Annotated in this window: 12 protein-coding genes and 1 riboswitch; of the genes, 8 read left to right on the top strand and 4 right to left on the bottom strand. The window is 56.7% G+C overall.

Annotation, left to right across the window (positions count from 1 at the left end; genetic code table 11):
- Nucleotides 1-195 precede the first annotated feature (195 nt).
- Entirely contained in the window at nt 196-1,800 is a 1,605-nt protein-coding gene (locus BM029_RS06165; RefSeq protein ID WP_092433636.1) for a tetratricopeptide repeat protein, read from the top strand.
- Nucleotides 1,801-1,845: 45 nt separating this feature from the next.
- Here the strand turns inward: BM029_RS06165 and dapF are convergent, their stop codons facing one another.
- From dapF to BM029_RS06150, 3 genes are read right to left on the bottom strand one after another with little or no spacing between them, the layout of a single operon-like run.
- Nucleotides 1,846-2,700 carry a diaminopimelate epimerase gene (gene dapF / locus BM029_RS06160; RefSeq protein ID WP_092433634.1) on the bottom strand — a complete coding sequence of 285 codons (855 nt, stop codon included), beginning with the start codon at nt 2,698-2,700 and terminating at the stop codon, nt 1,846-1,848.
- Between the two features lie 24 nt (nt 2,701-2,724).
- Nucleotides 2,725-3,633: an LpxL/LpxP family acyltransferase gene (locus BM029_RS06155; protein WP_092433632.1), complete on the bottom strand. Its 909-nt coding sequence runs from the start codon at nt 3,631-3,633 to the stop codon at nt 2,725-2,727.
- Complete coding sequence (locus BM029_RS06150) at nt 3,630-4,499, bottom strand: lysophospholipid acyltransferase family protein (protein ID WP_092433631.1); 870 nt, start codon at nt 4,497-4,499, stop codon at nt 3,630-3,632. The genes BM029_RS06155 and BM029_RS06150 overlap by 4 nt, the downstream gene beginning before the upstream one ends.
- Before the next feature lie 304 nt (nt 4,500-4,803).
- On the opposite strand from BM029_RS06150, the gene metK reads away from it, so the two are divergent.
- From metK to metF, 5 genes are all read left to right on the top strand, one after another.
- On the top strand, nt 4,804-5,964 hold the full coding sequence (metK, locus tag BM029_RS06145) for a methionine adenosyltransferase (RefSeq protein WP_092357785.1): 1,161 nt from the start codon (nt 4,804-4,806) through the stop codon (nt 5,962-5,964).
- A 207-nt stretch (nt 5,965-6,171) separates the two neighbouring features.
- Nucleotides 6,172-7,263, top strand: a complete 1,092-nt coding sequence (locus BM029_RS06140; RefSeq protein WP_244544933.1) for an AI-2E family transporter — start codon at nt 6,172-6,174, stop codon at nt 7,261-7,263.
- An 88-nt stretch (nt 7,264-7,351) separates the two neighbouring features.
- Nucleotides 7,352-7,426, top strand: a riboswitch (S-adenosyl-L-homocysteine riboswitch).
- Between the two features lie 26 nt (nt 7,427-7,452).
- Nucleotides 7,453-8,883, top strand: a complete 1,431-nt coding sequence (ahcY, locus tag BM029_RS06135) for an adenosylhomocysteinase (RefSeq protein WP_092433629.1) — start codon at nt 7,453-7,455, stop codon at nt 8,881-8,883.
- 69 nt (nt 8,884-8,952) lie between these two features.
- Entirely contained in the window at nt 8,953-9,297 is a 345-nt protein-coding gene (locus tag BM029_RS06130; RefSeq protein ID WP_041742591.1) for a phage holin family protein, read from the top strand.
- Between the two features lie 28 nt (nt 9,298-9,325).
- Nucleotides 9,326-10,168, top strand: a complete 843-nt coding sequence (gene metF / locus BM029_RS06125) for a methylenetetrahydrofolate reductase [NAD(P)H] (RefSeq protein ID WP_092433627.1) — start codon at nt 9,326-9,328, stop codon at nt 10,166-10,168.
- Here metF and BM029_RS06120 read toward each other — a convergent pair.
- Complete coding sequence (locus tag BM029_RS06120; protein WP_371329084.1) at nt 10,163-10,768, bottom strand: 5-formyltetrahydrofolate cyclo-ligase; 606 nt, start codon at nt 10,766-10,768, stop codon at nt 10,163-10,165. The genes metF and BM029_RS06120 overlap by 6 nt on opposite strands.
- A gap of 31 nt (nt 10,769-10,799) precedes the next feature.
- Here BM029_RS06120 and BM029_RS06115 point away from each other — a divergent pair, with 31 nt between their 5' ends.
- Together BM029_RS06115 and BM029_RS06110 are read left to right on the top strand one after the other, a co-directional pair.
- A complete protein-coding gene (locus BM029_RS06115; protein ID WP_092433626.1) occupies nt 10,800-12,785 on the top strand; it encodes a lytic transglycosylase domain-containing protein in 1,986 nt (661 codons plus the stop codon).
- A 43-nt stretch (nt 12,786-12,828) separates the two neighbouring features.
- Nucleotides 12,829-13,524: a glutathione S-transferase family protein gene (locus BM029_RS06110; RefSeq protein ID WP_092433625.1), complete on the top strand. Its 696-nt coding sequence runs from the start codon at nt 12,829-12,831 to the stop codon at nt 13,522-13,524.
- Nucleotides 13,525-13,546: the final 22 nt, after the last annotated feature.

Below are 13,546 nucleotides of genomic sequence, written 5' to 3'. Positions count from 1 at the left end.
GATGCTGTTTGGGCGACGTTGCATGATTTCCTGGGCGCTGCCCCAGAGAGGGGCCGGACAATGCTGTCATCGCAAAAAAATTTTTGTCTGCCGGGAGTTGATGTTGCGTAAAAGATCCACATATCGTAAAAATCAAGCAAAAATAAAATTCCATCCATTTATCGAGCATAATTTACGTTTTGGTAATGAGTACTTATGGCTAAACGTGAAGACTTAGCGATTATTCGCGCAGCACGCGCCGGGCAGGCGGCTGCCCAGTTAGCCCTAGGCAAGCGCTATTTATTCGGCGGTAACGGCTTGCCGCAAAGTTTGTCGACGGCGCTGCATTGGCTGGAGCGGGCCGCGCAACAACAAGAATCTGAAGCCTGGATGCTGATTGGCAGCCATATCCCGCTTGAAGTGGCGCAGGCGGTCAGCGACCCGCTGGCATTGTGCGTTTGGTATGAGCGTGCTTTTGACGCGGGCCAGATGCAGGCCGGTCTGGTGCTGGCGCAACTGGTATTGCACCGCGAAGGCAGCGATCCGAATGTGTTGCACGGACTGCGCGGCAAAGTTATCAAAGTGCTGGAGACCGCTGCCAATGCCGGCATCGCGGAAGCCCAATGGCTATTGGCCCAGCATGCCGACAGCGTACCGGCCCAGGTTTCCGGTCGTGCGGTCGTGTCAAACCCGCCATTGTCCGGAGTCCTGCCAGCTTCCAAGCCTGAACAAGACGCGACCTTAAAATGGACTGCGCGTGCCGCAGATGCCGGCGTGACGCAGGCTCAGCAATCGCTGGCGCAGCTGGCCTGGGAAAATGCCGATTGGCCGGTTTTCCTGGAACGGGCGCTGCCGCTGGCGAGGGCGCTTTCAGAGCAGTATGTCGATATCCTGGCGCAATTGAATGTGCCGTCGGAGACCCTGGAGCGGCAGCTGGGCGAAGAAAACCTGTCTTTGCTGGTGCGGTGTGCCCAAGTGTTGCAGACCAGCGAAACCGTCGATGCCGTCGAAGTGCAGCAGTTTCTTGAACTGGCAGCGTATGGCGATGACAAAGCCGCGCAGCTGGCGTTGGGGCTGTGGCATGCCCGCATGAACAGCGAAGGTGAGCGCTTGCTGGTGGGGAGCGGTTCGGCTAACTACAAAAAGGCCATTCGCTGGCTGACGCTGGCAGGCGAGGCCGGCTTGGCAGATGCCTGGTACGCCTTGTCGCGGATTTATCTGAAATCAGAGTTTTCCCAGCGCAATCTGGTGGATATGCAGCGCCATCTGGAGCATGCAGCCGAAATGGGCCATTGCGCGGCGCAACTGGAATGTGGCCTGAGTGCATGGCGTACTCGGCGCGAGAAACTCGCTAACGACGTGCGTGCGGTGTATTGGCTGCAAAAGGCCGCAGCCCAAGGCAGTAGCGAAGCGGCGGGATTGTTGGCAAAAATTGCCGATAGCGCGCAGCCGGCGCCATGGGCCGAGGTCGCCAGGCAGCAATTGACGCGCGAACAAATTACGGCACATCCGTTTCTGGCGGCACGGATCGAATTGGCGACGTTATTCGGATTGAGCCGGCCGGAAGCACTGTTGCTGGATTTGAATCTGGCTGACTGCGGGCACTGCCTGGTAGTTGATATCCGCACCCAGTACGCGCGCAGCAAGCGGCGCCTGATCCAGATCCAGACTGGCGACGAGCGTCAGGCGTTGAGCCGGATCGCACGTTTGTTCGAAGATGTCGATTGCGGCCCGGACGGGCCGGAAGGAAACTACCGGCAACGCCTGTACCGCTTCAAAACCGCGGTGCCGGCGGCGGCGCTGGAAACTGAGGCGGATTGACCAAATCGACTTATGCCGCTTTGCTTTAGCGCGTCAGCCAATTTCTCAGTTGATTTCTATTTCGCCCTCGAATACCGACACTGCCGGACCAGTCATCAATACCGGCTGGTTGTTCCCGGCCCAGGCAATCGACAGCTCACCGCCGTGGGTTTGCACCTTCACCGGGGTGTCCAGCAAGCCACGTCGAATACCAGCCACTACCGCAGCGCATGCGCCAGTGCCGCAAGCCAGCGTTTCGCCCGCGCCGCGCTCGAATACACGCAATTTGATATGGTGGCGATCAATTACTTGCATGAAACCGGCATTCACCCGTCTTGGAAAGCGGGGATGATGTTCTATCAACGGGCCGTCGATCAAGACCGGTGCCGCTTCGCTGTCTTCAACCACCTGCACCGCGTGCGGATTGCCCATCGAAACCACTGATATCCAGACTTGTTTACCCTGGATATCCAGCGGCCAGAGCACATCATCGCCCATCGCCTGGCTGCTCAGATTACTGGCATCAAACGGCACCGCGGCGGGCGTCAGGACCGGTGCGCCCATGTCGACCGTAATGCGGCCGTCGTCTTCCAGCCTCGGCTCAATGATGCCGGACATGGTTTCCACCCTGATCGTGCGCTTGCCGGTCAGGCCCTTGTCGGTCACGAATTTGACGAAGGCGCGGGCGCCGTTGCCGCATTGTTCGACTTCGCCGCCGTCGGCGTTGTAAATCCGATAGCGAAAATCGACGCCGTCTGCCTGCGATTTTTCAACCACCAGCATTTGATCTGCGCCCACGCCAAAGCGGCGGTCGCCCAATTGCTGCCATTGTGCCGCAGTGAAATCGACATGCTGGTGAATTGCGTCAATCACGACGAAATCATTGCCGGCGCCGTGCATTTTTGTGAATTTGAGTTTCATAAGAACATTATGCTGGAAACGGTGCTAATGCGCAGCTCTGTCGGTATGGTCTGGCGCGGGTGGCGAATAAACATCGGCTTGCCCGGGAGGCCGCGTCTTGAAACGCTTGTGCGCCCAAAAATATTCGGCCGGCGCTTCCAGGATGCGCTCTTCGATAAAGGCGTTCATGCGGCGGGTTGCCTCTGTGATATCGTCGCCCGGATAATTTTCCCAGGCCGGATAAAAGGTGACCTTCCAGCCTTTGTAACCGGGCAAAAAGGTCGCGATCATCGGCACCACCCTGGCTTTGGTAGCAGCGGCAATCCGCGCGGTGGCGGTGAGAGTCGCGGCCTGGACACCAAAAAACGGTACGAACTCGGCGTCCTTCATGCCGAAATCCATGTCCGGCAACATGATAAAAGGAAACCCTTCGCGCATTGCCCGGATGATGGGTTTGACGCCCTGCTCGCGGGTAAACAGTTTGACCGGGCGAAAACGCGAACGCCCCTTCAACAGCGCAGCATCGATCACGCCATCTTGCTGGCGTGTATAGATAGTGCAAATCGATGTCGAAGAATTCAGTACCAAGGCAATCCCGGGAATTTCCAGGCAAACGAAATGCGGGCACAGCAAAATGGTCGGGCCGGCCTGCAAGGTGCTTAGCGGCAGATCCGATTCAATTTTGATCAGGCGCCGCAAACGGCTTTCCGCAGCCCACCACAACACACTACGCTCCAGCACACTGCGCGAGTAAGCCTGGAAGTGACGGCGCGCCAACACCACGCGCTCGGCTTCCGACATGTCAGGAAAGCAAAGCCGCAGATTGGTCAGCGTGATATGCCGCCTCGGCTTCATGATGATAAACAGCAATGAACCCAAGGCTTCGCCCACCGGGCCCAGGATCCACAGCGGTAAAAAATGCGCCAGCCACAACAATCCGACCAAGGCCCTCATGCCTGCGGCTCCTGAATTGTAGCGGCCGGTGCCGACGGTGCCGCAACGCCTGGTGGTGTCTTGTACCGGTTGTAGCTCCAGATATATTGCGCCGGGCAACGTGCGATCAGCTTCTCCATGGCCAGGTTGATGGCCAGCGTGCGCTGTTCCGTGGTGTGACCCGGGGTTTCATCGAATGGCACAAAGCGGATCACATAACCGCGGCCGAACGGCAAGCGTTCGGCGTACGACAGGATAATCGGCGCGCCGCTCATTTGCTGCAACTTGGCCGGCAAAGTCATGGTGTAGGCCGGACGCCCAAAAAAATCGGCCCATATTCCTTCGCCGTTCTGCGGCACCTGATCCGGCAGCAAGCCGATAGCCTGGCCCTTCTTGAGTGCCTTGAACAGGGTGCGGACACCCGCCAGGTTAGCGGGTGCGAGCAACAGGTTATGGCGGCTGCGCGCCCCTTCGATCAAGGGTTTGAGAGCGGCTTTACGGGGCGGCCGATAGAGTGCGGTAAGAGCGGTCTTGGTGGCGATAGCCTGGGCGATGATTTCAAAGCAGCCCAGATGCGGTGTCAGGAAAATCACGCCGGTTTTGGCGTCCAGCGCTGCCTGCGCCAGTTCCCAGTTTTCGATGGTGGCGGTACGCAGTACACGCTGCGGCTCGGCGCACCAGATAAACGGCAGCTCGAACATGCTCTTGCCGGATTCACTGATGGCTTGCGGCAAAGCCGTTTGGTAACCGGCCCGGAACAGGTTGTCTTTTAATTTGTTGCGATATGAGCCAGAGGCCAGATACACCAGCCAGCCGCCCAGCGTCCCTATTGCGTGTAGGAAAAATAAAGGTAGTGTCGAGAGCAGGCGAAAGAGCGTTACAAGCATTAGCGGAGCTCGAAAAGAGCCAAAAGTGGTTGGGTTTTGCCGATTTTTTTCAAGAGGCGTAAAATAGCACAATAGTCTGAAAACCGGACGGTGTTGCAAAACGCCTTTGGAAAGCAGATAGATTGCCGATAGGAATCATTGAATTTATCGAATTCGTTTTAATATATAGTAATTGTAGCAATTAGCATCATCCGCCGAGTTAATAGACAACTTGCGAGGCGGCATACAAATTTCGCTAAAGCGTCGCAGGCTCAACAGGTTTGACTGCGACATGGTCACCACTTGTTTTTTGTTGGAGCTTGCAATGGCACATGAATACCTCTTCACCTCTGAATCCGTTTCCGAAGGTCATCCTGATAAAGTCGCGGATCAAATTTCCGACGCGATTCTCGATGCAATTTTCACCCAGGACCCGCAAGCCCGGGTCGCTGCCGAAACCCTGTGCAATACCGGTCTGGTCGTACTGGCAGGTGAAGTCACCACGTTTGCCAATGTCGATTACATCGCCGTTGCGCGCGAAACCATTAAGCGTATCGGCTACGACAACGCCGACTACGGCATCGACTACAAGAGCTGCTCGGTGCTGGTCGGCTACGACAAGCAATCGCCGGATATCGCCCAGGGCGTGGATGAAGGCAAGGGCCTCGATCTCGATCAAGGCGCGGGTGACCAGGGACTGATGTTCGGTTACGCCTGCGACGAAACGCCGGAACTGATGCCGGCCGCAATTTATTACGCCCACAGAATCGTCGAGCGCCAGTCGCAATTGCGCAAAGACGGCCGCCTGCCATGGCTGCGCCCGGACGCCAAATCGCAAGTTACGCTGAAATACGTCGATGGCGTACCGGTGGCGATTGACACCGTGGTGTTGTCGACCCAGCATGCGCCGGAAATGCAGCACAAGGCGATTGAAGAAGCGGCGATCGAAGAAATCATCAAGCCGGTAGTGCCGAAGGAATGGCTGCAAAATACCCGTTACCTGGTCAATCCGACCGGCCGTTTCGTTATTGGCGGTCCGCAAGGCGATTGCGGCCTGACCGGGCGCAAGATCATTGTCGATACCTACGGCGGTGCTGCACCGCACGGCGGCGGCGCATTCTCCGGCAAGGACCCATCCAAGGTCGACCGTTCGGCTGCCTACGCCGGTCGTTATGTGGCAAAGAACATCGTTGCCGCCGGCCTGGCTTCACGCTGCCAGATCCAGATATCGTACGCAATCGGCATTGCCAAGCCGACCTCGGTGATGGTGACCACTTTCGGCACCGGCAAGATCAGTGACGAAAAGCTGGCGCAACTGGTGCTCGAACATTTCGACCTGCGTCCGAAGGGTATTGTGCAAATGCTCGACTTGCTGCGTCCGATTTACCAAAAGACTGCAGCCTACGGCCATTTCGGCCGCGAAGAGCCGGAGTTCACGTGGGAACGTACCGACAAGGCCGCGGCGCTGAAAGCTGCTGCGCTGTAATTGCTGTACAGGCCTGGCGGGGATTTGCTTCCCTGCCAAGCCGCAATCACGCCAAACCAGGCCAAATTTTCGGCGATGCCAGAATCGTGCTTTGCACGAGGGTAACGACTTGCTACACTGACCACTTCAGTGACTCCCTAAAAGAATGATCCGGCAGCAGCACGTGATGTATTGCGCGTATTGCGCTTGATTCAACCAAGTCCCCACATGGCCTCCGCCCCCAAACCTGCTCCTGAATTCGCTGTTGAGTCCGCTACCGAAGCGCCATCCGATCCTGGTCAGTTGCGGCCGGTGAAAACTACTTTGCCGCGCTTTCGCCTGGCGGCCTGGCTGGTGGCGTTAGCCGCACTGTTCCTGGTGATGAGTCTGCACATGCTGACGGCGCTGCTGGCCGGTTTGCTGGTGTATGAACTGGTTCGCACCTTGACGCCATTCGTTCAGCGTCGTCTCACCAGCCAACGGGCCCATTTGATTTCCGTGGTGTTTTTGTCGGCGATTATTATCGGACTGCTGACCCTCATCATTTTCGGACTGGTTGCATTTTTCCACGGCGGCCCCGATCGCCTGCAAGTGTTGCAAACACAATTATTGGTGGTGGTGGACCAGGCGCGCACTCAACTGCCGGTCTGGCTGCAGCAATACCTGCCGGATGACATTGACGATATCCGGCAAATCATGAGCGACTGGCTGCAATCGCATAGCGGCGAAGTGCAACTGGCAGGCAAGGAAGCGGTGCAGGTATTCGTGCATGTGCTGGTAGGCATGGTGCTGGGCGCCATGGTGGCCCTGAATGCGGCGCACCCGATGCCGCTGCTGCAACCGCTGGCCAGCGAATTGCTGGGGCGGGCGCATTTGCTGGCAGATGCTTTTCATCGCGTGGTGTTCGCCCAGATCAAGATTTCCTTGCTAAACACGATATTTACGGCGATTTTCCTGTTGGTGGTGCTGCGGCTCGGCGGCGTTCATCTGCCATTGACCAAGACCATGATCATCGTCACTTTCCTGGCGGGTTTGCTACCGGTGATCGGCAACTTGATTTCCAACACGCTGATCGTCATGGTGGCCCTTTCGGTATCGGTCTATGTGGCATTGGCGGCGCTGGTGTTCCTGGTGTTGATCCACAAGCTGGAGTATTTTCTCAATGCGCGGATTGTCGGCTCGCAAATCAACGCCCGCAGCTGGGAGTTGCTGCTGATGATGATCCTGGCCGAGGCGGCATTCGGCTTGCCCGGGTTGGTGGCCGCGCCGATTTACTATGCTTATATCAAGAGCGAGTTGCACGAAATGGGCTGGGTTTGAGGGCCGACCGGTTATTCAGTAATCGCGATAACCGGAATATGTGCTCCAGCTAGCCGAAAATCTGCTGTTTTGCTTTAAAATAGCGGCTCGTATCCAAGGAGCGTTGCGACAGACATGGTCTGCCAGGCTTGGTACAGTCATTTTGCAACTGCGCTCACGTTACTTTTTTTCTAACGAAAGGAGGGCGTGATGAACGCCGCAGTTATGAACACAACTACCAATTCCTCTACCCACGATTACGTGGTTGCCGATATCAGCTTGTCCGGCTGGGGCGACAAGGAAATCAAGATCGCCGAAACCGAAATGCCGGGCCTGATGGCGATCCGCGAAGAATTCGCCGCTGCACAGCCGCTCAAGGGCGCGCGCATTACTGGTTCGATCCACATGACGATCCAGACTGCAGTGTTGATCCAGACGCTGGAAGCATTGGGCGCCAAGGTACGTTGGGCATCTTGCAATATCTATTCGACCCAGGACCACGCCGCCGCCGCGATCGCCGCTGCCGGCACACCTGTGTTTGCCTTCAAGGGCGAGTCGCTGGACGACTACTGGGATTTTACGCACCGCATTTTCGAATGGCCAGGTGAACAACAAGCCAACATGATCCTGGACGACGGCGGCGACGCAACACTGTTGCTGCATCTCGGCACCCGTGCAGAAAAAGACATTTCGGTCCTGAACAATCCAGGCTCCGAAGAAGAGATCTGTCTATTCAACGCAATCAAGAAAAAGCTGGCGACCGCACCGAACTGGTATTCGACCCGCCTGGCCCAGATCAAAGGCGTGACCGAAGAAACCACTACCGGCGTGCACCGCCTGTACCAGATGCACAAGGAAGGCAAGCTGGCGTTCCCTGCAATTAACGTCAACGACTCCGTCACCAAATCCAAGTTCGACAATCTGTACGGTTGCCGCGAATCGCTGGTCGACGGCATCAAGCGCGCCACCGACGTCATGATCGCCGGCAAGGTTGCCGTGATCGCAGGTTATGGCGACGTCGGCAAGGGTTCGGCGCAAGCCATGCGCGCATTGTCGGCGCAAGTGTGGGTAACTGAAGTCGATCCGATCTGCGCCTTGCAGGCAGCGATGGAAGGCTATCGGGTCGTGACCATGGAATACGCCGCCGAACATGGCGACATCTTCGTCACCTGCACCGGCAACTACCATGTGATCACCCACGCTCACATGCAAAAGATGAAAGACCAGGCAATCGTCTGCAACATCGGTCACTTCGACAATGAAATCGAAGTCGCCGCGCTGAAGCAATACACTTGGGAAAACATCAAGCCGCAAGTCGACCACATCATTTTCCCGGACGGCAAACGTATCATCCTGTTGGCAGAAGGCCGCCTGGTTAACCTGGGTTGCGGAACCGGCCATCCATCGTACGTGATGAGTTCTTCGTTCGCCAACCAGACCATCGCCCAGATCGAATTGTTCGTGAACACCAAAGCCTATCCGGTCGGCGTGTACACCTTGCCAAAACACCTGGACGAAAAAGTCGCGCGCCTGCAGTTGAAAAAGCTGAATGCGCAATTGTCTGTGTTGACCGAAGAGCAAGCCGCTTATATCGGCGTCAAACAAACCGGTCCGTATAAGCCGGAACACTACCGCTACTAATCGCGAGGCAGCGGTCGGTGCACATATATGTGCCGATCGCCGTTCTTTCATCACCAAGAGGAACACACGATGCGTTTACTCATTACCTGGCTGATCAATACCCTGGCCTTGCTGGCGGTGCCGTATCTGATGCACTCGGTGCAGTTTGCCAGTTTCGGTGCGGCGCTGATCGCGGCGCTGGTGCTGGGCTTCGTCAATACCCTGATTCGCCCGATCCTGTTGCTGCTGACGTTGCCGGCAACTTTGCTGACGCTGGGCTTGTTCATCTTCATCATCAACGGCTTGATGTTCTGGCTGGTGTCGCATTTGGTGAGCGGGTTCTATGTGGCCAGTTTCTGGTCGGCGGTTGGTGGTGCTATCTTGTACAGCATTGTTTCGTGGGCACTCTCCACTTTGCTGTTGAAGAAAAATTGAATGATTGAATGATTGAGTGATACGGAAAATGGCAAAAAAGAATTTCAGCATTGAATTTTTCCCGCCCAAGACCCCTGAAGGCGCAGAGAAATTGCGGGTGACGCGTGCCAAACTGGCTGAGTTGCACCCCAAGTATTTTTCGGTCACTTTCGGTGCCGGCGGTTCGACGCAGAAGGGTACGCTGGATACCGTGCTCGACATCCGCAGCGAAGGCCATGAGGCGGCGCCGCATCTGTCGTGCCTGGGCAGTTCGCGCGAATCTCTGCGTTCGATTCTGGCGCAATACAAGGATAACGGCATCAAGCGCCTGGTTGCGTTGCGTGGCGACTTGCCAAGCGGTTACGGCGCGATGGATATTTCTTCCGGCGAATTCCGCTATGCCAATGAGCTGGTGGAATTCATCCGCGCCGAAACCGGCGACTGGTTTCATATCGAAGTCGCGGCCTATCCTGAAATGCATCCGCAAGCCAAGTCGCCGCAAGACGACGTGCAGCGTTATGTCAGCAAGGTGAAAGCCGGCGCCAACGGCGCCATCACGCAATATTTCTACAATGCGGATGCTTATTTCCGTTTTGTCGAAGAAGCGCAAAAATTGGGCGCGACGATACCGGTAATTGCCGGCATCATGCCGATCACCAATTATTCGCAGTTGATGCGTTTTTCAGATATGTGCGGCACCGAGATCCCGCGCTGGATTCGTCTCAAGCTCGCCAGCTACGGCGACGATACGGATTCAATCCGCGCCTTCGGCCTGGATGTGGTGACCCAGCTTTGCGAACGTCTGCTGGCAGGCGGTGCGCCCGGCTTGCATTTCTATACGCTGAATCAATCGGCTGCGACTATCGCGATCTGGCAGCGCCTCAAGTTATAAAGTTACTGTTTCAGTGATGATTGCGTCCAGCGCCACATCGTGCGCCGCGCCGTCAAATTCGGCCAGTCCGCAGGCATAGGCAATGCCAATTGTCTGCGGACGCAGCAATGCCGACGGCGCCAGCGTCCGGTCATAAAATCCACCGCCGTAACCCAGCCGTATCCGATGCTGGTTGAAGCCTACGCAGGGAATCAGCAGGGCTTGCGGAGTGGCCGCGACGTCACTGGCCGGTATGGCAACGCCGAACCCGTCCTTGACCATGGCTTCACCCGGATTCCAGCTGACAAACCGTAACGGACTATCGTTGTCTACCACTACCGGCAATGCCAGCCGCATGCCGCGCGCCGCCAGTTCGGCATAGGCCGTGCGCAGATCCGATTCGCCGCGGATCGGCCAATAGACGCCGAGCGTGCTATCCGGATGAGCCGCACCCCAAAGTGTGGCCCAGGCAATTACCCGCCGTCCAAGTTCTGCGTCCCAATCCTGGCGACAGGCCGCGCTGATCGACTTGCGTGTCGCCAGCAAGGTACGCCGCAGCAGTGTTTTGTCCGCGCCCGGTGTTGCATCACTGGCATCACATGCTATGCTAGACATCATCATCCGTATTCGTAAAATTAAGGTTGGCAGTTATATGTTTAAAAAGAAATGGCTTGCAGTGATCGCCGTTGCCGTGGCTTCTTCCGCTGTGATGACAGGCGCAGCTTATGCGCAAAAACGCTCCAATAGTGCCGCAACCGGGGCCGCTCCTGCCAGTTATGCAAGTCCGGACGATGGTTTCCTGGCCTTGCGCGATGCGTCACGCGCGAACAATGCAGACAGGGCAGAGTTGCTGGCTTCTACTTTAAGTGATTATGACATTCCTTCGTATGTCGATTATTACCGCTTAAAGCCGTTGATTAAAGACCTGGTTGCTCCGCAATCTCAAATTCGCGAGTATCTGGCGCGTTATGACGGCAGCGCCATTGCGGACCGCTTGCGCAATGACTGGCTGCTGGAGTTGGGCAAGGCTGGCGATTGGGCCACTTTCGATGAACAATATCCGAAATTCGTACTCGACGACGATACGCAATTGAAATGCTACGCGTTGAGCTCGGCTGCGTTGAAGGGCGTGAATGTCGCGGCAGAGGCGCGTGCCTTGCTGACCACTCCGAAGGATTTCGGCCCGGGTTGCACTGATCTGATTGGTACGCTGGCGCAAAATGGCCAGTTCACTGCAGATGACGTCTGGTTCCAGATCCGGCAAGCTGTAGAGGCTGGGTTTGGCGGCGTAGCGCGCCGCATGACGCCGTATATCGACGCTGACGACTCACAGATGTCGCAGGCCATCGACAAATACGCCGTGATGGTTGCGCGCGGTCCGGGCACCAGCCGGGAGAACCATGAGTTATTCATTATTGCCTTGGGGCGGGTAGCTAAAAATGATACCGGCAGGGCGGCGGCAGCGTTGAGCGCATCCTCGGATCAATTGACATCCTCTGAACGATCCCTGGCATGGGCGCAGGTAGCGCTGCAGTCGGCGCTAAAGCTGGAGCCGCAGGCCATCGATTATTGGCGTCAAGTGAAGGGCAATGCTGCATTGTCGATGGATGCTTATCAGTGGCGAGTCCGTTCCGCCTTGCGCGCAGGCGACTGGAAGCTGGTCCGTAGCGGTATCGCGGCAATGCCGGCGGCGTTACGTAGCGATCCAACCTGGGTCTACTGGATGGGCCGGGCCGATCAATTGGAAGGAAAATCCGAGCAGGCGCAGCAGCAATTCCAGTCGATCGCCGACCAGACCAATTTCTACGGTCAACTGGCGCTGGAAGAATTAGGACAGAAAATCATAGCGGTTTCTTCCACGCAGGTGTTCAGTCCGGCCGAAATGGCCCCGATGGCAAATAACCAGGGTTTCCGTCGTGCGTTGCGGTTTTTTGATATGAATTTGCGTTTTGAAGGCGTGCGCGAATGGAACTGGGAGTTGCGTACGATGACGGATCGCCAATTGCTGACGGCGGCCGAATTCGCGCGCCAAAACAACGTCCTCGACCGCATGGTGAATACTTCGGACCGTACCAAGGTCGAAGTCGATTTCAACCAGCGTTTTCCGTCGCCCCACCGCGATGTCATGACCACCAATACACAAAGCCTGGGACTCGACATGGCTTGGGTCTATGGCGTGATCCGGCAAGAGTCGCGTTTTGTCAGAAGTGCACGCTCGCACGTTGGCGCCAGCGGCTTGATGCAGGTGATGCCGGCGACAGCACGCTGGGTCGCAAAGAAAATCGGCTTGAACGATTTTACCAACGACCAGATATCCGATGTGAATACCAATATCCTGCTGGGCACCAATTATATGAGCATGGTGCTGTCGGATCTGGATGGCTCGCAAGCGCTGGCCTCGGCTGCTTACAATGCCGGACCTGGCCGGCCGCGTGCCTGGCGTTCAACTTTGCCTGGCACAGTTGAAGGAGCGGTTTTTGCGGAGTCGATTCCGTTTAGCGAAACCCGTGGCTATGTAAAAAATGTACTCTCCAACGCGACTTATTACGCAGCTCTGTTCGAAGGCAAGCCGCAGTCCTTGAAAGCACGGCTGGGCACAGTCGCTCCCAAGGGTTTCGTCGAATCGGCGTTGCCTTGATATTGCATAGAATGTCGTCATCCGGAACCGAATAGGCGCACCCATGCAAACTACAGAACTTGATCCCAGCTTGTCCGCCGCTTTGCAAAAAGCCGGGGCAGATGGCTTGGTACTGGTGATCGGCAACAAAAATTATTCTTCCTGGTCGATGCGGCCGTGGGTGGCGATGACGGCATTCGGGATTCCGTTCAAGGAGCACAAGATCCTGCTGCGGCAAGCGGATACCGCAAACCAGATAGGACGCTATTCCGCCAGCGGCCGGGTACCGATTCTGTTGGTCGGCGACCGGCCGATCTCGGATTCCTTGGCCATTTGCGAATATCTGGCAGAGCAGTTCCCCGATTTGAGCATGTGGCCGCAAGATTCCATGGCGCGCGCCACTGCCCGTTCGATATGCGCTGAAATGCATTCCGGCTTTGCCTCCCTGCGCTCGGCGATGCCGATGGATATCCGCGCAAACAAGCCGGGGCACGGCCGTACTGCCGGTGCCCAGGCCGACATTGCCAGGGTCATCGAAATCTGGGAAAGCTGCTTATCCGAATTCGGCCATCATCAATTCTTGTTTGGCGCCTTTTCGATTGCCGATGCTTATTTTGCGCCTGTGGTGATGCGTTTCCACAGTTACGGCGTATCGCTGGCGCCTGCCTTGCAAGCCTATGCCGAGCGGGTCCAGGCGCATCCCGCCGTGGCACGCTGGATACGCGAGGCGTTGGCGGAAACCGAAGTGTTGCCAGATTAAATTGTCAGTTAATGTTGCAAGA

This window comes from Collimonas sp. OK607, from assembly GCF_900111995.1.
Classification (GTDB): Bacteria; Pseudomonadota; Gammaproteobacteria; order Burkholderiales; family Burkholderiaceae_D; genus Collimonas.
The sequence above is the reverse complement of the archived record's forward strand: the minus strand, read 5'-3'. Positions and strand labels throughout refer to the sequence as shown.

Coding starts and splice junctions, on each gene's coding strand:
- ahcY (WP_092433629.1), top strand. CDS start 7,453: ATGAACGCCGCAGTTATGAACACAACTACCAATTCCTCTACCCACGAT.
- BM029_RS06155 (WP_092433632.1), bottom strand. CDS start 3,633: ATGAGGGCCTTGGTCGGATTGTTGTGGCTGGCGCATTTTTTACCGCTG.
- BM029_RS06115 (WP_092433626.1), top strand. CDS start 10,800: ATGTTTAAAAAGAAATGGCTTGCAGTGATCGCCGTTGCCGTGGCTTCT.
- BM029_RS06165 (WP_092433636.1), top strand. CDS start 196: ATGGCTAAACGTGAAGACTTAGCGATTATTCGCGCAGCACGCGCCGGG.
- metF (WP_092433627.1), top strand. CDS start 9,326: ATGGCAAAAAAGAATTTCAGCATTGAATTTTTCCCGCCCAAGACCCCT.
- BM029_RS06130 (WP_041742591.1), top strand. CDS start 8,953: ATGCGTTTACTCATTACCTGGCTGATCAATACCCTGGCCTTGCTGGCG.
- BM029_RS06150 (WP_092433631.1), bottom strand. CDS start 4,499: ATGCTTGTAACGCTCTTTCGCCTGCTCTCGACACTACCTTTATTTTTC.
- BM029_RS06110 (WP_092433625.1), top strand. CDS start 12,829: ATGCAAACTACAGAACTTGATCCCAGCTTGTCCGCCGCTTTGCAAAAA.
- BM029_RS06140 (WP_244544933.1), top strand. CDS start 6,172: ATGGCCTCCGCCCCCAAACCTGCTCCTGAATTCGCTGTTGAGTCCGCT.
- dapF (WP_092433634.1), bottom strand. CDS start 2,700: ATGAAACTCAAATTCACAAAAATGCACGGCGCCGGCAATGATTTCGTC.
- BM029_RS06120 (WP_371329084.1), bottom strand. CDS start 10,768: ATGATGATGTCTAGCATAGCATGTGATGCCAGTGATGCAACACCGGGC.
- metK (WP_092357785.1), top strand. CDS start 4,804: ATGGCACATGAATACCTCTTCACCTCTGAATCCGTTTCCGAAGGTCAT.